The organism is Cupriavidus sp. DL-D2 (genome assembly GCF_039710735.1).
Taxonomy (GTDB): Bacteria; Pseudomonadota; Gammaproteobacteria; order Burkholderiales; family Burkholderiaceae; genus Cupriavidus.
The window spans coordinates 316414-341047 of record NZ_JBDKXK010000004.1 but is presented as its reverse complement, the minus strand read 5'-3'; the positions used below and the strand labels follow the sequence as shown (position 1 = coordinate 341047).

Below are 24634 nucleotides of genomic sequence, written 5' to 3'. Positions count from 1 at the left end.
TCGCCGCTAACCCAGCAGCCGCAGCGCGGTATAGACGATCATCCCCACCGCGATCATCCCCACCATGCGGCGCGTCAGCACGTAGCAGAGCGTGGCCGCAATGCCGGCCATCAGCTTGTCGTTGGTCGGCGAAATCGTGAAATGCCCCTCGAAGGTCAACAGGTCCGGCAAGATGATGGCCGCCAGCGCGGCAGCCGGCGCATAGCGCAGCGCACGCTGGATGCGGTCGGGCACGGTCACGCGCTCCCCAGCCATCAGGAACAGCGCCCGCGACAGCACGGTGACAACGGTCATGCCGAGGATGGCGATCCAGGTGTCGATGGCGCTCATGTGCGGTCTCCCGGTTGCGGGGCGCCTGCCTCGCGGCCTCCGCCGCCACGCTTGATGGCGCGCAGCGTGGCCCGGTTCGCCATCTCGTCGCTGGCCATGCCGGCGGCAATCGCGGCCAGCACCGCCAGTACCAGGGCCAGCCGGTACGGCAGGTCGAAGCAGAGCAGCGCCACCACGGCGGCCACCACCACCGCCATCAGCGTGGAACGCGAGTTGATCGTCGAGACCATCACCGGAATCAGCGCCAGCGTGCCGGCCAGCGCCAGGCCCCAGCTGTCCGGGAACATGCTCGCCAACAGGATGCCGATCAGCGACGAGACCTGCCACGTGGCACAGTTGGTCAGCGCCATGCCCCAGAAATACCCTTCCTTGCCCGGCGCGTAGCCCGGCTCGGCATAGCGCTGCATGAAATAGACGAAATGCAGGTCGCCGTTGAAGAATCCCAGCAGCGTGCGGCGCCACATCGGCAGATAGCTGAAATGCGGCAGCAGCGCGGCGCTGAAGATCAGGAAGCGCAGGTTCACCACGGCAGCGGTCAGCCAGACCGTCCAGATCGGCAGGCCGGCGGCAAACAGCGGCAGCACGGCCAGTTGCGCGGACCCTGCGTAGACCAGCAGCGACATGCCGATGGCCTGCGGCACGGTCAGCGCCGACTTGCTCATGGCCACCCCGGTCACCAACCCCCACGAGAACACCGCGGGCAACGAAGGCGCAAAGAAACGCGCGCCGTCGAGAAAGGCGTTGCGCTCGACTTCGGCAAAGCGATGCCAGAGGCGAGTCCATGCCGGGGACAACTGTCGGGGTGTCATGGGCGGAGGCAAAAAGCAGGAGCGGGAGGGATGGCGGCCGTCTTGGGCGGCATCGTCATCGGAATGACCATCGGCCACGCAAGGCGCGGCCGATGGCGAAGGCCCCATTATAGGGCGGAGACTGCCGTTGGTAAGCGGTGACTTAAAAGTGATGTTTCGACTGTTGTTTCCTCGCCCGCCTGCTTTAGAAAATGCTGAAAAGCAGCATCAGGCTGGACGCGCCGCCACCGGTGCCTGCGCGGCAGCGGGATCTTCCTGATCGTCGCCGCCACCCGCCTGGTTCAGGTCGATCCCCGAGGTCTCCGGCAGCAGCGCGGCCGAAACGATCACCACCGCATAGCCCACGCCAGCCACCATCGCAATGGCCAGCGCCAGCGACGTGCGTCCGCTGTTGAGCCAGCCCACGGCCAGCGGGAAGAACGAACCGATCACACGACCCAGGTTGTACGACACGCCGTAGCCCGTGGCCCGCACCGCGCTTGGATACGACTCCGAGATTGTCGCGCCGATGCCCGAGAACACGCCCTGCATCAGCACGCCCAGCGGAAAGCCCAAAAACAGCATCGATGTATTCGAGACCGGGATCACCATGTAGATCATCGCCATCACGAACGCCCCGGCCGCAAATGCGATATAGGTCAGCCGGCGGCCCCAGCGGTCTGTGGCATAGGCGCCCGCCACATAGCCCACCAGCGAGCCGAGGATGGTCACGGCGAGGTAGGAACTGGTGCCGAACACCGAGAGCCCACGCTCGGTCTTCAGGAACGTGGGCAGCCACGTGGCGATGGCGTAGTACGCGCCCAGCATGCCACCCGAGAGCAGGCTGCACAGCAGCGTCTTGCGCAGCAACGGACGACGGAACACGCGTGACAGATCGGCCATCGCCGAAACCCGGCCCTCGGCTGCGCGCTCGGCACGGCTCTTGAGGAAGACTTCGGGCTCTTCGAGATTACGGCGCAGATACACCACCACCAGCGCGGGCAGGATGCCGAGGAAGAAGCAGACGCGCCATGCCGTCTCCGGCTCGAACAGGCTGAACGTGATGGCGTATGCGATGGCTGCGCCGCCCCAGCCAAACGAATAGCTGCTGGCCGTGAAGCCCGAGTACTTGCCTCGATGCGCCGGGTTCTTGATCAGCTCGGTCACCAGCACCATGCACAGCGACGACTCGCCGCCAAACCCCAGCCCCTGCATCATCCGGAACACCATCAGTTGCTCGGGCGAATTGGCGATGCCGCACAGAAAGCACGACACGGCGAACACGATAATGGTCCAGCGCAGGACGCGCACGCGGCCAAAGCGGTCGGCCAGCAACCCGGCACCGACGGCACCCACCAGCGACGACACCAGCGTCCACGTCACGATGGCGCCCGCCATCGACTTGCTCATGCCCCACTGCGCCAGCAGCGTGGAAATCAGGAACGAATAGATCATGAAGTCGAACACATCGACCGCATGCCCGAGAAACGCCCCGTAGAACCCCTTGCGCTCCGCGCGCGACAACTCCTTGAACCAGTCCAGCATGATCGCCCTCCCCTTGGTCTCTCTATGTGTCTGTGTGGTGATGTGTCGATGTCTTTATGGCTGCGATGGCCGCGGCGGGGCCCGGTAGCCGTAGCCCGCGTCTTCCAGCCGCTGTGCGAAACGCAGCGACGTGAGATCGCCGAAGCGGCGCGCCACGATCTGCACGCCCACGGGCAGGCCGTCGCGTGCAGGACCGATGGGCGCCACCGTCGACGGCAATCCGCACAGCCCCGAATGGCCGGCCCAGAACAATTGCGATGTCAGCGGCAGCGGCTTGCCATTGACCTGAATCGTGCGTTGCCACGGCTCGCCGACTTCGTCGATTGGAAACGCGGTGGTGGACGCTGCCGGGCACAGCAGCACGTCGTAGTCGCCGAAGAATCGGCTCCACGCCCGTGCAAAGCGTTCGCGTGCGTGCTGCATCAACAGCCATTGGCGATGCGTGAGCGTGGCGCCCGTGAACTGCATCGTCGCGTAATCCATGTCATCGACTTTGGCGGGATCGACACGCCGCATTGCCTCGGCAAACGCCGCGTCATCCATATGGAACGAGGTCGTGGCGCGCAGCAGCAGTACGTAGACGCGCCACAGTTCGGCAGCATCGAAATCGGGGCGGACGTTCCACGCCACCTGTGCGCCCTGTTCCGCCAGCCAGTGGCCGAGGTTTTCAATCGCGCCGCTGACCGTCGCATCGACCTCGGCGAGCGGGTGCGTTGACAGCACGGCCACACGAAAATCGGCCAGCCGGTCGAGATCGCACGGCGGCAGTTCCAGTTGCCATGCCGGCGCATCGGCGGCATCGGGGCCGGCAATGGCGCGCAGCACCAGTTCGAGATCGCGCGCACTGCGTGCGACGGGGCCGGCCACGTTGATGTCCTGCTCGACAAACCCCGCCTCAGCATTGCCATGGCCACGCAACGGCACGATGCCGTGGCTGCTCTTGTGTGAAAACACGCCGCAGTAGTGCGCAGGGTTGCGCAGCGAAGAACCAATGTCCGAGCCGATATCGAAGTAGCTCATGCCGGCGCAAACCGCCGCCGCACTGCCGCCCGACGATCCACCGGGCGTGCGCGTCAGGTCATGCGGATTGCGCGTGGTGCCGTAGATCGCGTTGTAGCTCTGCCAGTCGCGCAGGCCCAGCGGCACGTTGGTCTTGCCGAGCAGCACGGCGCCGTGCGCGCGCAGCCGCTCCACGACCACGGCATCGGCCACGGCGCGATGGCCGGTGCGGGCCGGCGCGCCACAGGTCGTGGGCCATCCCGCCACATCGAACGATTCCTTGATCGAGAACGGCACGCCATCGAGCGCCCCACGCGTACGACCAGCCTGTCGGCGTGCATCGCTCTGCGCAGCCGCTTCGCGCGCCGCCTCGAAGTCAGCAACGACGATGGCGTTGATCTGACCGTTCTGCGATTCCCATACTGTCCGGCACGCATCGACCAGCGCCACCGAAGTGGTCTCGCCGCGCGCCAATTGGGCGGCCACGACATGCACGGGCATCCGGCAGACAGCATTGGGAAGATCGGCCGGCGGCAGGTCGGGCAGGGTCACGGGGGCTCCAGATGTTGTACGTGGACGGGTGGGAACCACCAGTCTGCGCGTGTTTGTGTCGGTATACTATATTCAGAATTCCGCAAATCACAAGGCAGTATTTGTGCCAAGGCTGGATGCACCGCAACAAGGCGAATCAAGGCCAATCAAGCATCGCAGGGCAGAATGACTCGAAATCGGAGCACCAAGGCAGGGGAAATTTGTATACCGTTTGGTGCAAACGGGGAATGAAACGACTACTGCCGCAGCAGCCCGACCAGATCGTCGATATCGGGCAGCACGGCATCGCGCCCGATGGCCTCGCCGTCCGACGCCTCCAGCACGCCATCCGCCAGCGCGCGCTTGCCCTGGTGCAGGTCCACGATGCGCTCCTCGATCGTGCCCGCCGAAATCAGCCGGTAGACCGTGACCGGCCGTTGCTGGCCGATGCGGTGGGCGCGGCCCATCGCCTGATCCTCGGCTGCAGGGTTCCACCACGGGTCTGCGATCACCACATAGTCTGCGGCGGTCAGGTTCAGGCCGAAGCCGCCCGCCTTCAGGCTAATCAGGAAGGCATCGCCCTTCCCCGACTGGAAGGCCGCTACACGGCGGGTGCGTTCGGGGGCCGGCGTGGCGCCGTCCAGATACTGGTAGCTCAGGCCCGCCTGATCCAGCGCATCGCGCAGGATCTGCAGGAAATCGACGAACTGACTGAAGACCAGCGTCTTGTGGCCGTTGGCTGCGAGCGTCGCCACGAGGTCGGCAAACGCGCGCACCTTGGCGCCGGGCTGCGCCACCTCGGGCGTGACAAGCCGCGGATCGCACGCGGCCCGCCGCATCCGCATCAACTGGGCCAGTACGTGGATGCGCGCCTCGGGTTCGGGCAGCGTGGCACGGGCCCGCTTGTCTTTCTTCGGTCGCAGCAACGCGCGCTCGGCCTCGGACAGTGCCTGCCGCCGCAGCGCCTCGTAGTGCGCCGCCTCGGCCGGCTCTGGCGTCACGCGGATCACCAGTTCGGTACGCGGTGGCAGTTCATCGAGCACCTGCGCCTTGGTCCGGCGCAGCACAAATGGCGCGATCATCCGGCGCAGCACCACGCGCGGCTCGCGCGCCCCGTTGCGTTCGATCGGATTGGCGAAATGCTCGTTGAACCGCACCAACGATCCCAGCAGCCCCGGATTGCAAAAGCGCATCACGGCCCAGAGTTCGGCGAGGCGGTTCTCCACCGGCGTACCGGACAGGGCGATGCGGCAATCCGCCTGCAACGCGAACATCGCCTGCGCGCGGCGCGAGGTCGGGTTCTTGAACGACTGGGCTTCGTCGGCCACCACTGTGTGCCACGCTCGCGCGCAGAACGCGCGGCGCGCCTGCTGCAGCAACGTGTACGAAACGATCACCACGTCATGCGCCGCAGCCTGCTCGACGATGGCATCGCGATCCCCCTCGGCATAGACCATGACGTTGAGCGACGGCGCAAAGCGGCGCGCTTCCGCCGCCCAGTTGCCGCACACCGAAGTGGGCGCCACTACAAGCGCCGCGCCACCCGACGCGCGCGCCAGCAGCACGGCCAGCGATTGCAGCGTCTTGCCCAGCCCCATGTCGTCGGCCAGACAAGCGCCCAGCCCTGCCTCGGCCAGCGACATCATCCAGCGGTAGCCCTCGCACTGATAGGGCCGCAGCTCGGCGGCCAGCGTGGCCGGCACGGGTGCATCGGCCTCGCGCGCGGCGCGCAGGCGCTTCACGCGGCTGCGGAAATGCGCATCGGGATCGAGACCCACACCGGCCAGCACATCGTCGAGCCAGGGTGTGGCGACGAGTGGCACGCGGATGCCGTCGCGCACGGTGTCGCCCACGCCAGCCAGATCGCGCAGCCTATCGCGCAATTGGCGGGTCAGCGCCACGTAGACGCCGTGGTCCATCGGGATGAAACGTCCCGCGTGGCCGTGCGCCCATTTGACGAGCTTTTCGAGTGACAGCACGAGCCCCTCGGCCACGTGCAGCTCGCCGACCAGCTTGAACCACTCGCTGCCGGTCTCCACACTGACAGCCAGTTGCGGCAGGTCTGCGGCGATCACGCGCAGTTCGCGTCCGCGCGGCCATTCGAGATCGATCACGCCAGCCAGCCCCGGCAGCGTCTCCACGGCAGTCAGCGCATCCTCGGGATCGTCGAGCGTCCAGGCATGCTCGCCATTCGCGGGCGACTGCTGCACGAGGAACGGCAGCGCGTCGAATACCTCGGCCACGTGTGCGAGTTCGGCATCGAGATCGCGCTGCGTCACCAGGGTCTCGCCGCCGAGGGTGGCCATCAACTGCGCGCGGCCTTGGCCCGGCGCCAGACGCGGCCCGAGCGGTCCCAGCGGCGTGACCACGAGCCGCAGGCTGATGCCACGTCCCACGGGCGCCACTTCGGCGCGCAGCCGCGACTCCGGATCGCGCTCGCGCGCTTCGCCCGAACTATCGGCATGGATCTGGAAATGGCCGGCCAGCGCCCGCAGCGTACTGTCGAGCCGGGCCTGTGCGTTGGCGGGCACGGTCAGCCCGCCTGCAATCAGCTTGGCCGCGCCCTGCTGGGCCGCCGTGAAGCGAATCACGCGTAACCGGCGCGCGCCATCGCGCAGCACCGTGATCTGGCGCAGCGCCTCGGCCTCCTGTTTCGCGGCGGCCGGCAGGAAATCCTCCATCGAGCGTGCGGGCCGGGGCGGCGGCACGATGCGCAGCATGTAGCGATCCCCTTCCCGCACGGCCTCCAGCGCGGGAGACCCTTCCACCACTTCCATCGGCACGGTCGGCGCATGGGACAGCACCACGGCAGGATGCCCGACCAGCGCCATCACGGCGGCGGCGCGGTCCAGCACATGGCGACGGTTGCGCGACGTGTCGCGCCGGATGGCACGCGCCACTCGGGCATCCCACGGCGCCAGCGCATCGTCGCCAGCCACGCGCGCAAGGGGGATGGGACGCGGCTGGCCCCAACCGCGCGGACCCAGCGACTGGGCCATCGGCTCGATGGTGCCCACCTCGCCATCGCCGTCGATCGTCAATGCCCAGACCAGCCGGCGGTCGCGACCCGGGTCTTCCTCCGCCGGGGTGCCGCCCGCCAGCGCTTCGAGTGCGCCGAGCGCGTCCTGCCAGGCAGGCCCGGAGGCATCCACGGCATCGACATCGACAGGATCAAGCGGTTCGGGGGGCAGGTCGGTCTGGGCCACGCGTACAGGCTGGGAGGCAAAGGTGCGATTGTAGAACGGGCGTCCGCCGGGCCGCGTTGGCACGCAAGGCCCCGCGGCTTACAATGGCGCCTTTACGACTTTCGTTGGTGCAGAGGGAGACAACCATGTCGATGGCGGATCGCGACGGCAAGATCTGGATGGACGGCAAGCTGATTGAATGGCGCGATGCCAAGATTCACGTGCTGACGCACACCCTGCACTACGGCATGGGCGTATTCGAAGGCGTGCGCGCCTACAAGACGCCTGACGGTCCGGCGATTTTCCGCCTGAAAGAGCACACGCGCCGCCTGTTCAACTCGGCCAAGATCTTCCAGATGGCGATGCCGTTCGACGAGGCCACCCTGGAAGCCGCCCAGCGCGAAGTGGTGCGCGCCAACAACCTGGATTCCGGCTACATCCGCCCGCTGGTCTGGATCGGCTCCGAGAAGATGGGCGTGTCCGCCAAGGGCAACACGATTCACGTGGCCATCGCCGCGTGGCCGTGGGGCGCCTACCTGGGCGAGGACGGCATGGAGCGCGGCATCCGCGTGAAGACCTCGTCGTTCACGCGCCACCACGTCAATGTGTCGCTGGTGCGCGCCAAGGCCAGCGGCTACTACATCAACTCGATCCTGGCCAACCAGGAAGCCACCGGCCTGGGCTACGACGAAGCGCTGCTGCTAGATACCGACGGCTACGTCAGCGAAGGCTCGGGCGAGAACGTGTTCATCGTGCGCAACGGCGTGATCTACACCCCGGACCTGGCTTCGTGCCTGGACGGCATCACGCGCGACGCCACGCTGACCATTGCGCGCGACCTCGGCATCGAAGTCCGTGAAAAGCGCATCACGCGCGACGAGATGTACTGCGCCGACGAAGCCTTCTTCACCGGCACCGCCGCCGAAGTCACGCCGATCCGCGAACTGGACGACCGCGTCATTGGCGAAGGCAGCCGTGGCCCGGTCACCAAGCGCATCCAGGACACCTTCTTCGCGGCCGTGCACGGCACTGACGAGAAGTACAAGAAGTGGCTGACGCCGGTCTGACCGGCGGCAACCTGAAAACAGCAAGATCCCTGCGAACCCATCCCTGCAAGACTACGTAACACCATGACGCAAACCGCAACCGTCGTAGAAATCGGCGCGGAAGACATTCCGCTGCACTGCCCCACCGGCAACACCCCGGCGTGGAACTATCATCCGCGCGTCTTCCTGGACGTGGCGGACACCGGCGAGGTCAAGTGCCCGTACTGCGGCACCGTGTACAAGCTCAAGCCGGGCACCGTGCTCAAGGGCCACCACTGATCCGTACGACGCACGCTTCCTCCTGCCGTTTCGACCTGACGCCCCGGGCCGCCCAGCGCCCCGGGGCGTTGACATGCCCGGGCACCGAAGAAAAGGGCCAAGCCAGACCCACTCCATGAGAAAAGCCCTCGTTATTGCCCCCAACTGGATCGGCGACGCCCTGATGGCGCAGCCGCTCTTTTCGCTGCTCAAGGCGCGCCACCCGCGCCTTGTCATCGACGCCCTCGCGCCCAAGTGGGTCGCTCCGGTCCTCGCGCGCATGCCCGAGATCGGCAAGGTATTCCCGAGCGACCTGGCGCACGGCAAGCTGCAGCTCAGCGCGCGGCTGATGTTCGCCCAGCAGCTCAAGCACGAAGGCTACGACGTGGCCTATGTACTGCCGAATTCGCTGAAATCGTCGCTGATTCCGTTCCTGGCCGGCATTCCGCTTCGCGTCGGCTATCGCGGCGAAGCACGCTTCGGCATGATCAACATCCGCCACGCCAACCCGCCGCGCGACAACCGCCCGCCCATGGTGGAGCACTACGCCCGCCTGGCCCTCAAGCCCGGCGCGCGCCTGCCGGAATCGATCCCCGATCCGCAGCTCAAGGTAGACCCGGCGCGCATGGCGGCCACCGCTGGCCGCTTCGGCATCGCTCCGGGCACGCGCGTAATCGCGTTCTGCCCCGGCGCGGAGTTCGGCCCCGCCAAGCGCTGGCCCGCCGCGCATTTCGCGGCGCTGGCGCAGATGCTGCGGCGCTCGTATCCGTATGCCCAGATGATCACGCTGGGGTCCGCGAAGGACAGCGAGATCGCCGAGGAAATCGTCGCGGGCGCCCCGTTCGTGCGCAACCTGTGCGGACAAACCTCGCTGGACGATGCCGTGGACCTGCTGGCGCTGTCGGAGGCCGCAGTCTGCAACGATTCGGGCCTGATGCACGTGACCGCCGCGCTGAACCGGCCCCAGGTGGCCGTCTACGGTTCCAGCGATCCACGCCATACGCCCCCGCTGTCACAGGCAGCGAGTATCATGTGGCTGCAACTCGAGTGCAGCCCTTGCTTCAAGCGCGAGTGCCCGCTCGGCCACCTGCGTTGCCTGAAGGAGATCGAACCCGAAATGGTGTTCGTCGAGTTGCGCAAACTCCTGCATCGCCCCTGACCACGCCAACATGCCTCGTTTCGCCCGCCTGTTCGATTCCGCCGAAGACATCGTCGATGCCTTCCGTGAAGCCATGAAGTTGCGCGACGCCGACGGCGCCCTGCGGCTCTGGCTGGACGAAGACTCGGTCACCTGCGTCATGCCGGATGGCCAGCGCCTGATCGGCCATGACAGCCTGCGCCAGGCTTTCGCCCACCTGCTCGAAGAGCAGCCCGTGCTGATCGATGCCATCGAGACCAGCAGCCATTCATCGCTCGGCGTGTCGATCTTCGACGTGACCGAAGCGCTGCGCTTTGGCGAAGGCCGCGTGGAAGCCGACCTCTTCGTGCATACCACCTATGTGCTGATGCAGAACCACGAGGGCTGGCGCCTGGCCCATATTCACTGCAGCCCGGCCAACGCGGTGCAGGTGGCCGCCGTGGCCGCCGCACCGGGACAGGCCCTGCACTGACAGGCGACGCCATGCTGTTCGGCGACGCCTTCCAGACACCGTGGTGGCTGCGCGGCGGCCACGCGCAGACCATCCTGCCCGCGCGCTTCACGCGACACCGCCGCATCACGTTCCGGCGCGAGCGCTGGAGCACGCCCGATGGCGACTTCATCGATCTCGACTGGACCACGCACCCCACCGCCGCCGATGCGCCGCTGGTGGTGATGTTCCACGGCCTGGAAGGCGACTCGCGCAGCCACTACGCGCAGACGCTGATGACCGCGCTGCGCGAGCGCGGCTGGCAAGGCGTGATTCCGCATTTCCGTGGCTGCTCGGGCGAACTGAACCAGGCGCCGCGTTTCTATCATTCGGGCGATTCCGCCGAGATCCGCTGGGTGCTGCACCGTCTGCGCGACACGGTACGCCAGATCGACCCGGACCGGCCGATACTGGCCGTGGGCATCTCGCTCGGCGGCAATGCGCTGTTGCGCTTTCTTGGCGAGGATGGCCACGCGGCCGGCTTCCTGAGCGGGGCGGCGGCAATCTCTTCCCCGCTGGATCTGGCGGCAGGCGGGGCGGCGCTCTCCAGCGGCTTCAACATGCTCTACACGCGGATGTTCCTGCAGACGCTCAAGCGCAAGTCGCTGGCCAAGCTCGACCAGTTCCCCGGCCTGTTCGACCGCGACACGATGCTGGCGAGCCGCGACCTGTACGCGTTCGACAACATCGTCACGGCACCGCTGCACGGCTTTCGCGATACGGACGACTACTGGGCGCGCGCCTCCAGCAAGCCCATCCTCGGCGAGATCCGCATTCCTACGCTCGTGCTGAACGCGCGCAATGATCCCTTCCTGCCGGGCCGCCACCTGCCTGGCCCCGCAGAGGTGAGCGCCGACGTCACGCTGGAGCAACCCGAGCACGGCGGCCACGTCGGCTTCATGACGCCGCGCAACGGCCTGCTCGGCCATCTGCCGCTGTTGCCCGTGGCTGGCCATATCGAATGGCTGCCGGCACGCATCCTCGCGTTCTTCGACAGCATTCGCGCATAAACAAAGGAGACAGACCATGGACGAAGTTGTCAGGCAAGCCATGGCCCGCTGGCCGAACGTGCCGAACTGCTACGGCTGGCTGGCGCTGGACCGGCGCGGCCAATGGCGTATGCGCAACGAGTTCGCGCAACAGCACGGCCTGTCCGGCGACCCGATCCGGCATGAGGCGCTGATCGCCTTTATCGAACGCAACTACACGCGAGACGAACACGGCGGCTGGTACTTCCAGAACGGGCCGCAGCGCGTGTTTGTTTCGCTGATGTACACACCGTGGATCGTGCGGCTGCACAACGGCGTGCTGTCCACCACGACGGGCCGCGCGTTTGTTCCGGCTTCATGCTTTGCCGATGAGCACGGCAATGTGTTGCTGTCGGGCACGGTCGATGGCGTGGATGGCGAGCAGGCGGCGTTGCTCCACGATCATGATCTGGATGCGTTCAGTACGACTAGCGATTGGCATGGCGAAGCCTGCGGGGCCACGCTGGGGGTCTTCCACTACGATGGCCGCGATATTGAAATCGAGCCGATCGTGGAGGCGGAGGTGGAGAAGCGGTTTGGGTTTACAAGCTCCCCTCTCCCGCCTGCGGGAGAGGGGTTGGGGGAGAGGGCCTGAGGTTCTGCTTGCCGAACAGTGGCAATTTGCACCGCCTGCCCTCTCCCCTGCCCCTCTCCCAAAGGGAGAGGGAAAAACCAGCGGTAGATTGAACCGAACGTCAGTTCGGCATCCCCTTGCTATCCTGCCGATCCTCCTTGTACTGCAGCTGCAACTGATGCAGCCGCGCATCGACCTCCGACAGCGTATAGAAATCGCCATCGGACGCCTTGCGTGCAATCTGCAACTGCTCGATGGCGGCCTGGTACGAACCGTCCATCGCATATTTCTCGGCCAGCGCCTGATGCTGCTGCAGCCGCTTGCCCTGCGCAGCGTAGGCCCGCGCCAGCAACTCCCACCATTCCGAACGCCCCGTTTCCTCGCGCGTGCGGGATCTCAGGAACGCCACGGCATCGTTGAGGCGGCCCGCGGCGACCAGCGTATCCGCATAGGCCAGCGCAGCGGCGTGGGAGAGCGGAAACGCCTTCAGCGTGGCCGCCGACTGGTTCAATGCATCCTGGATACGGCCTTCGTTACGCGCCAGTTCCACGGCCATCACGTCGAGCATCGGCGTGCCCGACGTCACGCCGGGAATGTTGCCGTAGAGCCGACGCGCCTCCATCAACGCCTTCTCCGCGTCCTGGAAACGGCCCAGCTTCTGGTTGGCGAACGCCATGCCGTAGTAGATCGCGGGCAGACGTATGGGCGAGGCAGTGGAAGTCTGGGCCTGGAACGAAGCCAGCAGGTTGCGCAGGTCACTGGGCGCGGGGGACTGCACCACGGCGGCCCGGGCGCGCGCGAACTCGTAGTCGGGCGTGTTGGCGACCTTGCGCGGAGCGATGTGGCGCGCACGGTCGGACATGTCCGCGATCCGCTCGGACGTAAGCGGGTGGGTGCGCACATAGGCCGGCACGGACGTGTCTGAAATCCCGGTCACGCGCTGCAGCCGTTGGAAGAAATCGGGCATGCCCTGCGGATCGAAGCCCGCCGAGGTCATGATCTGGAACCCGACTCGATCCGCCTCACGCTCTGCGCCGCGCGAGAACGACAACTGATTGGCCACGGCGGCGCCCTGCCCGCCCATGGCCAGCGCCGCCGCCGCGTCACCGCTCTTGGTGGCGGCCAGACCGGCCAGCACCATCGACGCCAGGGCGATCCACATCGACTGGTCCTGGCTCGTGATCCCGCGCGCGATATGCCGTTGCGTGACGTGGCCGATTTCGTGGCCGAGCACCGAGGCCAACTCGGACTCGGTCTCGGACTGCACGAGCAAACCCGTATGCACGCCGATATAACCGCCTGGCATGGCGAAGGCGTTGATCGAGCGATCCCGCACGCCGAACAGTTCGAAGCCCGTGGCAAACGTGCCCGCACCGTTGGAACCCGCCAGGTTCTGCCTGCGCGCGGCCTGCACCAGCCGGTAACCCAGCGCATTCAGGTAATCGTTCAGCAAGGCATCGGACACGTAGTCCGGATCGCGCCGGATGCTGCGCATGATGCGGTCGCCGAGCCGCTTCTCCATGTCGGGCGACAGCGATGCCGTGGAAGGGTCGCCCAGGTCCGGCAACTGGATGCCCGACGACTCCACCACCGTATTGCCGCTGCGCAGCCCGAAGTCTGACTTCTGCCCGGCGCGCACGCTGCGGTTCAGGTTGTCGAAGACCTGATCGCTGACATCGCCGCTCAATGCCGGCCCCAGCGACGCCACCGGTGCAGTGGACAACCGCGCGTTGGCGGCTGCAGCGGGCGACGAGGCCGCCGAGACCTGGGGTGCCCGCGATGGGGTGCCTTGCGGCCACGCGGGGGCCGCGAGCGTCATCACGAGCGCAGCCGCCACCCCACGCGTCAAAAGTGACGCGCGGACGGCGGACGGAGCGGGCACGGCGGAATCGGCAGCGCGGGCACTCGACCGGACGGGCAGGCGGCGAGGCCATGGAGTCTTTGGCATGTTGCTATGATAGCGGCCTCTTGATGACGTTCCCATCGGGCAAGCCCTCCTGGCCAGTTCGTCCCCCGCACCCTCCACTTTCCAAGCGTTCGCACCCATGAGTCAGCTCACCCATTTCGACAATGCCGGCCAGGCCCATATGGTGGATGTTGGCAGCAAGGCCAGCACGCACCGCGTGGCCGTGGCGACTGGCACGATCACCATGCAGCCCGAGACGTTCGCGCTGGTGCGCGATGGCAACGCCAAGAAAGGCGATGTGCTGGGCATCGCCCGCGTGGCCGCCATCATGGCCACCAAGCGCACTTCCGACCTGATTCCGCTGTGCCACCCCATCGGGCTGACCCGCGTGGCCGTGGATTTCGCCCTCGACGAACCCAGCGCGACCGTCGCCTGCATCGTCCGCACCGAAACCCAGGGCCAGACCGGCGTGGAGATGGAAGCACTCACCGGCGTCCAGATCGCCCTGCTGACGATCTACGACATGTGCAAGGCCGTCGATCGCGGCATGGTCATCGGCAATGTGAAGCTGCTGGAGAAGCATGGCGGGAAGTCGGGCGACTGGGTGGCGGGTCCGCAGGGATAGCATCCGGCGCTTGTCCTGCCCGTAATAACGGTAACGCCGCATTTCGGAAAGCGCTCCCGTGCGCCTGCCTCAGGCAAATTGATATTGAATAGAACGTAACAATTCCGCAGCCGGCGCCGGTATCCCTGGCGGCGGTATCGGGCGTTATGCAGGTGTTCGGCAGGATTTCGAGGTAACGATCATGAACGGGCGCAAGCTCTGCCAGTTGGCGCTGGCACTGGCCGCAATCGGTGCGGTCGCTTTCACCACAACCGCCGAGGCCCGCACGCGCGTGGGCGTGGGTGTCTATGTCGGACCGGGCTGGGGCTACGGCCCAGGATGGGGCCCCGGCTGGGGACCTGCGTGGGGACCGGGATGGGGACCATACGGCTCCTACTATGGGCCGGCTTATGGTCCGGTCTATGGTCCGGGCTACTATCCGGCACCGGCAGTCGTAGCCGTGCCGGCGCCGAATCCGCCGCAGTACATCGAGCAGGGCAGCGATGGGAATCCGACGCTGACCGATGGCACCTCGCCCAATGCGTGGTGGTACTACTGCAATCAGCCGCAGGGCTATTTTCCGTACGTGAAGGAATGTCCGGGTGGCTGGCAACGCGAACAACCGCGCGCGCCATCGTCCTCGACACCTGTGCCGGGCAGACCCGCCGCATCTTCGTCCGCCTTGCCAGGAGCCACGTCATGAGAACCCGTTCCGTCTGCCTGCTGCTCGTGGCTACCAGCGCGCTGGGCGCCTGTGCCGTGATGCCATCGGGGCCGAGCGTGATGGCGTTGCCGGGCACCAACAAGTCGTTCGATCAGTTCCGGGGCGACGACTATAACTGCCGCCAGTATGCGTTTGGACAGATTGGCGGCACGAGCCCACAGCAGAATGCCAACGCGGCGGCCGTCGGCAGCGCGGCAATCGGCACGGCGCTGGGCGCGGCTGCGGGTGCGGCGTTCGATGGCGGTGCTGGGGCTGCCGTGGGCGCGGGTGTCGGCCTGTTGACTGGCGCTGCGGTAGGGGCCGGAAATTCGTACAACGCGGGCTACGGCTCCCAGCAGCGCTACGACGCGGCCTACGTGCAGTGCATGTACGCGAGCGGCAATCGCGTGCCGGTGTACGGGCAGATGGTCAACTCGCCCCCACCGTCCCGCGCTGCGATGCCACCCGCCAACTACCAGCCCTACTACCCGCCGCCTCCGCCACCTGGATACATCCGCTAACGCAAGGCGCGAACGTCAGCATCAGTTGCCGTTGCGCGGCTGGTGCTCGCGGTGCGTTGCCCAGGTGCAGAATTCGCGCGGGCGCTGGCGTGACGGTATGGCATCGCAATCATGCACGAGCGCGGCAAACTGCGCGGCCTCGTCGCCCTGATAGTAGAAGCGCAATCGCTCCATCCATAGCCGGGCACGCCCCTGCTCGCCGGTCAGTGCCAGCAGCCAGGCTGTGCGGCGAATCATCGTCGGCGTAGGTAGCAGGTGCAACGCCGCCATGTGCCCGGGCAACAGCGTCCGGGCGTTGGCGGCGGTGATCGCGGTCCGTTCGGACACATCGGACGCTGCATGCTGGCGGAACCACCAGCGCGGCATCGGCAAGTTATCTCGGTGCGCGTCGCTGGCATACTCGCGCGTCTCCACACGCTTGTAGTCCTGCCACATCGTCGCCAACACGACTCCCGACACGACCACGAACACTGCGCTTATCAGCCATCCGGCCTGGCGTGGCATGCGTCCACCGAAGCCCGCTGGTTCGAGCCAGGCGAGCATGAAGCAGAACGGCAGGAAGAAGTAGAGATAGTGCAGCGGGTACTCGAGCATCGAATGCGCCGCGAGCATTGCCAGCCAGACCAACACAGGTGCTGCAGCGGCACGAGCCTCCGCCGACCCTTGCCAGATCCGCGCGCGCCAGACACGCCAGAGCCACGCCGCCAGCACCAGCGCCACGCCAGCCGTGCCCGCCGCGCCCGTCTTGGCCATCAGGTCAAGGACCGCGTTGTGGGCATGCAGCGACATCTCGGCCACCACGCGCACCTGCGCCGCCTCCTGGAACTGGACCCAGCCAAATTCACCATAGCCCACGCCAAACAAAGGATGGTCGCGGAACATCGCCAGTGCCTGCGCCCACAATGCGCCACGCGCCGACATCTGGTTGCCGGCCTGGATCTGCGCGACGGTATCGAATAGCTGCCAGTCGAACGCACGTCCCGCTTCCTTGACGCCAGCCTGCATCGCGAGGCTTCCCACGACCAGGATCATGGCTGCGGCGATGAGTCCGGGCGCGCGATGCATCGGGCTGGAGCCGCGTGGCGTACCGCGTGCCATCGCCGCCGCAATCAGTGCATAGCCCGCGGCAAGTCCCACGTGAACCAGGCCCGTCCGCGATCCGGACAGCGCGATGCCGCTTTCAAGCAACAACGTCGCCACCAGCCAGCTCGGGAATTGGAGCCAGCCACGCGTAGCCAGCCAGATCGCCGCCACAAGCGCCAGGCCCTGAATCGTCGCCTGATGGTTCGGCTGGTTCAGGTTGCCCCACAGCCGGCGGTTCGCGGGATAGAAGTATTCGGAGACGAGTCCGAACATCTGGTCCTCCATGCGAAAGACCTGCACCCACTGCGCAAGCGTGCCAAGCAACCCCGCCACGAGCAGCGCGATAGCCAGTGCATCGACGATGCTGGCCCGACGCTCCGTGGACATCCCCCGACCGAACTGCCATGCAGCGATCATGAGCGCCGCGCCAAGCGCCAGCACCAGCTGCGTCGTCAGCCGGCTGCCTGTGATATCGGCCATGCCCATGGCAGCCTGCGCGATCGTCACCCCGATCAGCCATAGCGGCAGCCACACAATCCACGGCAAGGCCCCACGCACACGCGGCAAGCCATCGTCCACGCGCTTCATCGCCAGCACGATCACCAGCAATACGCCAAGCGCAGCTGCAGTCCATTCGCCGTAGAACGTGGACAGCGGCAGCGTGTGCTTCGAGACAAGCAGGGGAACAGTGAACGCGACGACAATCATCGCCGCCGGGATCGTGGCTTTCTGTGCCGGCATGCGGACCAGTGGGGGAAGAAAGAAGAGGCGCCATGATAGCGCGGGAGGGGGGAGGAAGGGCAAACGCCCGGCTGGGCCGGGCGTTAAGTGAGGGGACGATACCGATTTCGATTTAGCTGCGGCGAGCTGACGCCTACTTCGTCGCCTCACAATCCCGTGACAGGAGCGATTTGACAGCATTCGACGTGCAAGCCCAAGTCACCGATCCTTGGTTCGCATTGCCCATGGTCAGTGTTACGGTCTTACCTAACAACCCCTTCGCGACCTTAGCGTCTTTGAACGTGGCCTTGATAGTACAGCCGCCTGCATCAGTGACGTCGCCACCTAGCGTCACACTCGCAACGTAGGTTCCGTTGATATCAGATGCCTTCGGGATGCCATCAACCGCCGCGGTCGCATTAGCCGGACAAGTTCCGTTGTGGGAGAAATACTCGGTGACCTGGGGCTTCTGGCCCGACGCCAGGCTAAGCGCCTCGCCAAACTGTGCGCGCGCAATGTAATCCTGATACTGCGGCACGGCGAACGCAGCCAAAATGCCGACGATCGCCACCACGATCATCAGTTCGATCAGTGTGAAGCCGCACTGCGCTCGTCGTCGCAGGGACAATGGCCGGAGCGATGGCGAGTGGACAGGCTGGATAGTGTCGAACTTGCTTTCCATGAATGACCCTTTTCGTTTGTTGTGAAATGTCATGCACTGCCGCTTGACTCAACTTCACGCGGCAAAGCACAAGGGGCATGATCGGCGCACGATTCGCGTCTGTAACTGACCCAAGACAATCCCAATTCGCTTACTGAAATAGTCTGGAAACTCGGAAAACCGTGATGGATAAGACTTGTCTTTTTTGGCAGGCACGTTGAGTCCATCTCCAGAGAGGCAGGACTTCTCAAGGTAAGCCGTATGCAGGATTCAGAAGATTCCTACGCTTGCACCCGTCGCGCGTTTTCATCAGGGCCACACGGGAAGGGCTCAGGCCCTTTCCCTGCTGTGGTCGAACAGACCCCATTGCCCGACCAGTCTGAGAATTCACGAAACTCCGAGGCGACGATGCCGTACGGCTTGCCTCGAATCCGCTGGCCAAAAAACAAAACGGGCGACCCGTTGCGGGTCGCCCGTTTCACAAGGCTTTTTGGCTCGCGATGTTTCGTGCGATATCAGGCAGGCTGCGCGTTGCGACGCTGCAACAGCTTGCCGACCAGCACCACCAGCACCGCGCCGGCAATACCGAAGACAAGGTGGGCGTGCGGCACATGGACTTCGAACCAGGCGGCATCCACCGGATCGCTGACCAGCATTTCGCCAGCCAGGTAGCCCAGCAGCGCGGCGCCCAGCACGATGATGATCGGGAAGCGCTCCATCACCTTCAGCAGCAGCGTGCTACCGAAGACAATCAGCGGAATCGACAGACCCAGGCCGATGATCAGCAACATCAGTTGGCTGCCTTCCGGACCCTTCTGCGCGGCGGCGGCCACGGCCACCACGTTGTCCAGCGACATGACCAGGTCGGCGATCAGGATGGTGCGGATCGCGGCCCAGATGTTGTCCTTGGCGTCATGGCCGTCTTCGCCGTCGTCGCCCGTCAGCAGTTGCACGCCGATGTAGACCAGCAGCACGGCGCCGACGATCTTCAGGTACGGCAGGCTCAGCAGCTTCACTGCGGCCACGGTCAGTACCACCCGCATGATGATGGCGGCGGCGCTACCCCAGAAAATGGCCTTCTTCTGCTGGGCAGGGGGCAGGTTGCGCGATGCGAGCGCGATCACCACGGCGTTATCGCCCGACAGGACGATGTTGGTCAGGATGATCGAACCCAGCGCAAGCCAGAACGTGCTGCTGGACAACAATTCCACGGCAAGACTCCTCGAATTTCAAAGTTATGTTCCGTGCCCACGGCGGACAGGTCGATGATCGGACCAGCCTCGGCCACTGCGGACATTCGAATGTCTGAGATATCAGACATGAAGATTTATCGCACGAACCTTTCGATTCGGTTTCAATGACAACGCTGTAATGTTGGGATATACCCCTATGACACGCATCGCCAGAATGACGTTGCCCCCGCCAGCAACGGCGGGGGCAACGTTTGCAGCCGTCATGCCGCCCCGATCACACCGATCAAGGCAATATGTGGCAGCGAGAGATCACCACACCGCATGCATCGAATTCGACATATGCGGCACGGCGTCATCGGTATGGCTTACAGCATTGCCTTCAGCAGGCGCGCCATTTCCGACGGGTTCTTGGTCACGGTGATACCGCAGGATTCCATGATTTCCAGCTTGGCCTGTGCCGTATCGGCACCGCCCGAGATCAGCGCGCCGGCATGGCCCATGCGCTTGCCCGGAGGCGCGGTCACGCCAGCGATGAAGCCAACCACCGGCTTCTTCATGTTTTCCTTGATCCAGTAAGCCGCGTTGGCTTCATCCGGACCACCGATTTCACCGATCATGACCACGGCGTCCGTATCCGGATCGTCGTTGAACATCTTCATCACGTCGATGTGCTTCAGACCGTTGATCGGGTCGCCGCCGATACCGACAGCCGACGACTGGCCCAGGCCCAGCGCGGTCAGCTGGCCCACGGCTTCGTACGTCAGCGTGCCCGAGCGCGACACCACGCCGATGCGGCCCTTGCGGTGGATGTGACCCGGCATGATGCCGATCTTGATTTCGTCCGGCGTGATCAGGCCCGGGCAGTTCGGTCCCAGCAGCAGGGTCTTCTTGTTCTGCTTACGCATCTTGTCCTTGACTTCCATCATGTCGCGGACGGGGATGCCTTCGGTAATGCAGACCACCAGATCCAGGTCGGCGTCGACGGCTTCCCAGATGGCGGCAGCAGCGCCTGCGGGCGGCACGTAGATGACGGACACCGTGGCACCCGTCTGCTCCTTGGCGTCCTTGACGCTGGCGTAGATGGGAATGCCTTCGAAGTCTTCGCCGGCCTTCTTCGGGTTCACGCCGGCAACGAACGCGTTCTTGCCGTTGGCATAGTCACGGCAGCCACGGGTGTGGAACTGTCCGGTCTTGCCGGTGATACCCTGGGTGATGACCTTCGTGTCCTTGTTGATCAGAATGCTCATTTGCTAGTCCTTTTAGTCGTCCCGCCCGGCCCGTCGTTCACGCTGGCCTGACGGCAACGCAGTTGTCCTTACTTGCCAGCGGCAGCGGCCACGACCTTCTGGGCAGCTTCTTCCATGGTGTCAGCCGAAATGATCGGCAGACCGGATTCGGCCAGCATCTTCTTGCCCAGGTCTTCGTTCGTGCCCTTCATGCGGACGACCAGCGGCACGCCCAGCTGAACAGCCTTCGAGGCCGAGATCACGCCTTCGGCGATCACGTCGCAGCGCATGATGCCGCCGAAGATGTTCACCAGGATGGCTTCCACGTTCGGGTTCTTCAGCATCAGCTTGAAGGCTTCGGTCACCTTCTCGGTCGTGGCGCCACCGCCCACGTCCAGGAAGTTGGCCGGCTCGCCGCCGAACAGCTTGATGGTGTCCATCGTGGCCATGGCCAGGCCGGCGCCGTTCACCAGGCAGCCGATGTTGCCGTCCAGCGAGATGTAGGCCAGGTCGAACTTCGAGGCTTCGATTTCGTTGGCGTCTTCTTCGTCCAGGTCACGGTACGCCACGATTTCCGGATGACGGAACAGTGCGTTCGAGTCGAAGTTGAACTTGGCGTCCAGAGCGATGACCTTGCCGTCGCCGGTCAGGATCAGCGGGTTGATTTCGGCCAGCGAAGCGTCGGTATCCCAGAACGCCTTGTACAGACCTTGCAGGGCCTGGCGAGCTTGCGGCACGCTTGCGTCGGGCACGCCGATCTTGCGGGCGATGTCGTCTGCGTCCGAATCCTTCAGGCCTTCAGCCGGATCCACCAGCAGCGTGTGGATCTTTTCCGGGCTGTGGGCAGCCACTTCCTCGATGTCCATGCCGCCTTCGCTCGATGCCATCAGGGCCACCTTCTGCGACACGCGGTCCACGACCAGCGAAACGTACAGTTCCTTCTTGATGTCCGCGCCTTCTTCGATCAGCAGGCGATTGACCTTCTTGCCTTCCGGGCCGGTCTGGTGCGTCACCAGGGTCATGCCCAGGATGTTCGTGGCGTAGGTCTTGACGTCCTCGATGCTCTTGGCCACCTTCACGCCGCCGCCCTTGCCGCGGCCGCCTGCGTGGATCTGTGCCTTGACGACCCACACCGGGCCGCCGAGCTGTTCAGCCGCCTTCAGGGCCTCTTCGACCGAGAAAGCCGGGATGCCGCGCGGAACCGGCACATTGTATTTGCGCAGGATTTCCTTGCCTTGGTACTCATGGATATTCATGCGTGTTTCCTTTCGGGTAGGCGTAAAGGGATGGGAAAAATTTGGAATCGAAGGGCTTTCGCCTGTTCCTGAGCCGACCGTGACGGTCAGCCCGACGTACCGTTGGGCCAGTGGACCTGGGTCTCCCCCCCACCTGATGCCGAGGCATCGGCGCGTGACGCGCTCTGGGGGGACGACGCCACGGCGCCGGCTCTCGGTTTCGGCTGGTGACCATACCAGCGCGGGTAAAACTTGCGAACCACCTCGCCCTCAAAATGCAAGGCGTGACAGCCATGAAGCTGCATCGGCGGTTCGGGATTGGGATCGGTGCCGTCACCCTCGCCGTCGCGAATCTTGAAGACGTCGCCGGCGAAAGCCTGAATAGCGGTGGTCGGCAGCACGCCGGCCAGTTCCGTGAGATGGCTGCAACCCGCCACGCTGCCGAGCCGCTCGCGCACCGCCTTGCGGAAACCCTTCATGAGGTTCAGGCCGATCAACTGACGATAGGCGGGACCAATGGTGTCGCAGTGCGTCGGATAAGGCACCCAATCGGAACATGCCTCGGCATCGACAATATTCAGGCGCAGATCCACGGTGACGCGTAGCCACAGGTCGTGCAGCGGCTGGCCTTCGGGACGGATGCGATTGCCGGCCAGCTCGATGTCGCGCGGCTTGGTGTCGGTCAGGCGTGCCTCGATGTCCCACAGTCCGTCTTCCCGCAAATACGCCTCAGCCGTGATGGCACGGCGGTGACGCATGGCTCGATTGACGGGCGGGGAAAGCGGCATGACACCAGGGGCTGACGCGGCAGGCTGTTGTGGCAGAAATGGGGGGCGAAATTCGCGGTGGACTCCGTGGCCCGGACTACCTGGCACACGCTCTGGCCACTCCTTGAATCTTCAACGAATCGGCCGGACGGCCGCCTTGGGCCGGAGAACTCGTGGAGTTTAACATGCCGAACCGCTTTGACCCGGAACATCCTGCGCGACAGACTGTCCGGCGTCGATTGTTGCATCGACAAAGCCGGCAAACCCGCCCCACACAAGGGAATCCGCCGCGCGGCACGTTTCGGCGCTGCGTTGCACCAGTGGTACGACAACTGCCTTGACGTCCGCACAAATACCCCTTATGCGTACGCAGGTATGCAAGTGGCTACTCCTCGGCGTTTTCATCCCGTTCAGGGAAGTCGTCCTCGGCCCCGCGCAGGATCTTTCCGATCACCGTCCGCGAGAATCCGCGTGCCATCATGAAGCGGATCTGCTTGGCCCGCGCTTCCGGGGAGTCGGGTGGCGTGCCGAAGCGTTTGCGCCAAACCTCGGTCGCTCGCTCCAGTTCCGTATCACGCAATCGATCCTGCAGGTCGCGTAGCTGGTCGCCGCCCAGTTGGTGGGTCTTCGCTTCCTGCATGACGCGCGCGCTGCCGTATCGGGCGGCTCGCCGATGTACGAGGCTGTCGACGAACCGATCATTGGAGAGCCAGTTCTCGCGCTCCAGCGCATCCAGCAAAGCCTCTACCTGTTCGGCCGACTCGGCGTGCGGCGCCAACTTGCGAGCCAGTTCAACCCGGCTGTGCTCACGACGTGACAGGTAGCCCACGGCACGGGCCTTGAGGGATAGCGGGGGACGGGGCATCGATACGGCTTGGCTTGGGTAAAACAGTCATCAGGACACATCAGAAACAAAAAAGCCGCCGCACAACCATGCGACGGCTTTCCTGCTGTCTTGCTGCAATCGGCCGGCTTAGCCTTCGATTTCGGCCGGCGCCGTGGCGCCGTTGGTCAGTGCCACGCCCAGCGCCGCACGGACCTTGTTCTCGATCTCGTTGGCGATATCGGGGTTCTCGCGCAGGTATTCGCGAGCGTTGTCCTTGCCCTGACCGATCTTCTCGCCGTTGTAGCTGTACCAGGCACCCGACTTCTCGACGATCTTCGCGTCCACGCCGAGGTCGATGATTTCGCCCTGGCGCGAGATGCCCTGGCCGTACAGGATGTCGAAGAATGCCTCGCGGAACGGTGGCGAAACCTTGTTCTTGACCACCTTGACCTTGGTTTCGTTGCCGATGACCTCGTCGCCCTTCTTGATCGAGCCGATACGGCGGATGTCCAGACGCACCGAGGCGTAAAACTTCAGCGCGTTACCGCCAGTGGTGGTTTCAGGCGAACCAAACATCACACCGATCTTCATGCGGATCTGGTTGATGAAGATCACCAGGCAGTTCGTACGCTTGATGGTGCCGGTCAGCTTGCGCAGCGCCTGGCTCATCAGGCGGGCCTGCAGGCCGGGCAGCGAATCGCCCATTTCGCCTTCGATTTCGGCCTTCGGCACCAATGCGGCCACCGAGTCGATCACGATCAGGTCGATCGAGCCCGAGCGCACCAGCGCATCGGTGATTTCCAGGGCTTGCTCGCCGGTATCCGGCTGCGAAATCAGCAGGTTGCCGACGTCGACGCCGAGTTTGCCCGCGTACTGCACATCCAGCGCGTGTTCCGCGTCGATAAACGCGCAGGTGCCGCCCAGCTTCTGCATCTCGGCCACAACCTGCAGCGTCAGCGTGGTCTTGCCCGACGATTCCGGGCCATAGATTTCCACCACACGGCCGCGCGGCAGGCCACCGACACCCAGCGCGATGTCCAGGCCCAGCGAGCCGGTGGACACCACCTGGATATCCTGCTCCACGTCGCCGTCGCCCAGGCGCATGATCGAGCCTTTGCCGAACTGCTTCTCGATCTGGGAGAGCGCGGCGGCAAGCGCCTTCTGCTTCTCAGCGCTCACGCCGGCGCCGGCCTTCTTGTCGTCCATGGTCGTCCTTCAGTTCAATAGGTAGCAATTGGTGTATAAATAGGCCGCATGCGGCGCGGCGCCTGATTTTC

23 protein-coding genes are annotated in these 24634 nt (G+C 65.0%); 9 read left to right on the top strand and 14 right to left on the bottom strand.

Annotated features, from left to right (window positions below; genetic code table 11):
* Window positions 1-6 precede the first annotated feature (6 nt).
* From ABDB81_RS04485 to ABDB81_RS04465, 5 genes are all read right to left on the bottom strand, one after another.
* Window positions 7-330: an AzlD domain-containing protein gene (locus tag ABDB81_RS04485; RefSeq protein WP_137924998.1), complete on the bottom strand. Its 324-nt coding sequence runs from the start codon at window positions 328-330 to the stop codon at window positions 7-9.
* Window positions 327-1139, bottom strand: coding sequence for an AzlC family ABC transporter permease (locus tag ABDB81_RS04480; RefSeq protein ID WP_160471509.1), 813 nt, complete (start codon window positions 1137-1139; stop codon window positions 327-329). The genes ABDB81_RS04485 and ABDB81_RS04480 overlap by 4 nt, the downstream gene beginning before the upstream one ends.
* Window positions 1140-1346: 207 nt before the next feature.
* Window positions 1347-2663, bottom strand: coding sequence for an MFS transporter (locus ABDB81_RS04475; RefSeq protein WP_160471507.1), 1317 nt, complete (start codon window positions 2661-2663; stop codon window positions 1347-1349).
* A 54-nt stretch (window positions 2664-2717) separates the two neighbouring features.
* On the bottom strand, window positions 2718-4163 hold the full coding sequence (locus ABDB81_RS04470; protein WP_346810027.1) for an amidase: 1446 nt from the start codon (window positions 4161-4163) through the stop codon (window positions 2718-2720).
* Between the two features lie 287 nt (window positions 4164-4450).
* Complete coding sequence (locus tag ABDB81_RS04465) at window positions 4451-7384, bottom strand: DEAD/DEAH box helicase (RefSeq protein ID WP_346810025.1); 2934 nt, start codon at window positions 7382-7384, stop codon at window positions 4451-4453.
* Window positions 7385-7524: 140 nt separating this feature from the next.
* On the opposite strand from ABDB81_RS04465, the gene ABDB81_RS04460 reads away from it, so the two are divergent.
* The 6 genes from ABDB81_RS04460 (at window position 7525) to ABDB81_RS04435 (ending at window position 11933) form a co-directional block, all read left to right on the top strand.
* Window positions 7525-8445, top strand: coding sequence for a branched-chain amino acid transaminase (locus ABDB81_RS04460; protein WP_137924994.1), 921 nt, complete (start codon window positions 7525-7527; stop codon window positions 8443-8445).
* 63 nt (window positions 8446-8508) lie between these two features.
* Window positions 8509-8703, top strand: coding sequence for a zinc-finger domain-containing protein (locus ABDB81_RS04455; RefSeq protein WP_061954896.1), 195 nt, complete (start codon window positions 8509-8511; stop codon window positions 8701-8703).
* Between the two features lie 115 nt (window positions 8704-8818).
* Window positions 8819-9841, top strand: a complete 1023-nt coding sequence (waaF, locus tag ABDB81_RS04450) for a lipopolysaccharide heptosyltransferase II (protein ID WP_137924993.1) — start codon at window positions 8819-8821, stop codon at window positions 9839-9841.
* A gap of 10 nt (window positions 9842-9851) precedes the next feature.
* Window positions 9852-10292 carry a nuclear transport factor 2 family protein gene (locus ABDB81_RS04445; protein WP_137924992.1) on the top strand — a complete coding sequence of 147 codons (441 nt, stop codon included), beginning with the start codon at window positions 9852-9854 and terminating at the stop codon, window positions 10290-10292.
* A gap of 11 nt (window positions 10293-10303) precedes the next feature.
* Window positions 10304-11320, top strand: coding sequence for an alpha/beta fold hydrolase (locus tag ABDB81_RS04440; RefSeq protein WP_346809926.1), 1017 nt, complete (start codon window positions 10304-10306; stop codon window positions 11318-11320).
* Window positions 11321-11336: 16 nt separating this feature from the next.
* Window positions 11337-11933: a DUF2946 family protein gene (locus tag ABDB81_RS04435; protein ID WP_346809925.1), complete on the top strand. Its 597-nt coding sequence runs from the start codon at window positions 11337-11339 to the stop codon at window positions 11931-11933.
* 100 nt (window positions 11934-12033) lie between these two features.
* On the opposite strand, the gene ABDB81_RS04430 is transcribed toward ABDB81_RS04435, so the two are convergent.
* Complete coding sequence (locus ABDB81_RS04430) at window positions 12034-13731, bottom strand: M48 family metalloprotease (RefSeq protein WP_249359320.1); 1698 nt, start codon at window positions 13729-13731, stop codon at window positions 12034-12036.
* A 226-nt stretch (window positions 13732-13957) separates the two neighbouring features.
* Between ABDB81_RS04430 and moaC the strand changes: the two genes are divergently transcribed.
* From moaC to ABDB81_RS04415, 3 genes are all read left to right on the top strand, one after another.
* Window positions 13958-14443 (top strand): cyclic pyranopterin monophosphate synthase MoaC, encoded by a 486-nt coding sequence (gene moaC / locus ABDB81_RS04425; protein ID WP_137924988.1) that lies wholly within the window; start codon window positions 13958-13960, stop codon window positions 14441-14443.
* A 181-nt stretch (window positions 14444-14624) separates the two neighbouring features.
* Window positions 14625-15125 carry a hypothetical protein gene (locus tag ABDB81_RS04420; protein WP_346809923.1) on the top strand — a complete coding sequence of 167 codons (501 nt, stop codon included), beginning with the start codon at window positions 14625-14627 and terminating at the stop codon, window positions 15123-15125.
* Window positions 15122-15646, top strand: a complete 525-nt coding sequence (locus tag ABDB81_RS04415) for a hypothetical protein (protein ID WP_160471498.1) — start codon at window positions 15122-15124, stop codon at window positions 15644-15646. Before ABDB81_RS04420 ends, ABDB81_RS04415 begins: the two co-directional genes overlap by 4 nt.
* A gap of 21 nt (window positions 15647-15667) precedes the next feature.
* Here ABDB81_RS04415 and ABDB81_RS04410 read toward each other — a convergent pair whose 3' ends face one another.
* From ABDB81_RS04410 to recA, 8 genes are all read right to left on the bottom strand, one after another.
* Complete coding sequence (locus ABDB81_RS04410) at window positions 15668-17470, bottom strand: Wzy polymerase domain-containing protein (protein WP_346809921.1); 1803 nt, start codon at window positions 17468-17470, stop codon at window positions 15668-15670.
* A 133-nt stretch (window positions 17471-17603) separates the two neighbouring features.
* On the bottom strand, window positions 17604-18131 hold the full coding sequence (locus ABDB81_RS04405) for a pilin (RefSeq protein ID WP_346809919.1): 528 nt from the start codon (window positions 18129-18131) through the stop codon (window positions 17604-17606).
* Between the two features lie 494 nt (window positions 18132-18625).
* On the bottom strand, window positions 18626-19321 hold the full coding sequence (locus ABDB81_RS04400) for a TerC family protein (protein ID WP_137924983.1): 696 nt from the start codon (window positions 19319-19321) through the stop codon (window positions 18626-18628).
* A gap of 347 nt (window positions 19322-19668) precedes the next feature.
* Window positions 19669-20550, bottom strand: coding sequence for a succinate--CoA ligase subunit alpha (sucD, locus tag ABDB81_RS04395; RefSeq protein WP_130391006.1), 882 nt, complete (start codon window positions 20548-20550; stop codon window positions 19669-19671).
* A 68-nt stretch (window positions 20551-20618) separates the two neighbouring features.
* Complete coding sequence (sucC, locus tag ABDB81_RS04390; RefSeq protein WP_130391007.1) at window positions 20619-21785, bottom strand: ADP-forming succinate--CoA ligase subunit beta; 1167 nt, start codon at window positions 21783-21785, stop codon at window positions 20619-20621.
* 86 nt (window positions 21786-21871) lie between these two features.
* Window positions 21872-22552, bottom strand: a complete 681-nt coding sequence (locus tag ABDB81_RS04385) for a DUF2889 domain-containing protein (RefSeq protein WP_346809917.1) — start codon at window positions 22550-22552, stop codon at window positions 21872-21874.
* 364 nt (window positions 22553-22916) lie between these two features.
* Window positions 22917-23396 (bottom strand): recombination regulator RecX, encoded by a 480-nt coding sequence (gene recX, locus ABDB81_RS04380; RefSeq protein WP_346809915.1) that lies wholly within the window; start codon window positions 23394-23396, stop codon window positions 22917-22919.
* Between the two features lie 108 nt (window positions 23397-23504).
* Window positions 23505-24563, bottom strand: a complete 1059-nt coding sequence (gene recA / locus ABDB81_RS04375; protein WP_137924980.1) for a recombinase RecA — start codon at window positions 24561-24563, stop codon at window positions 23505-23507.
* Between the last annotated feature and the right edge of the window lie 71 nt (window positions 24564-24634).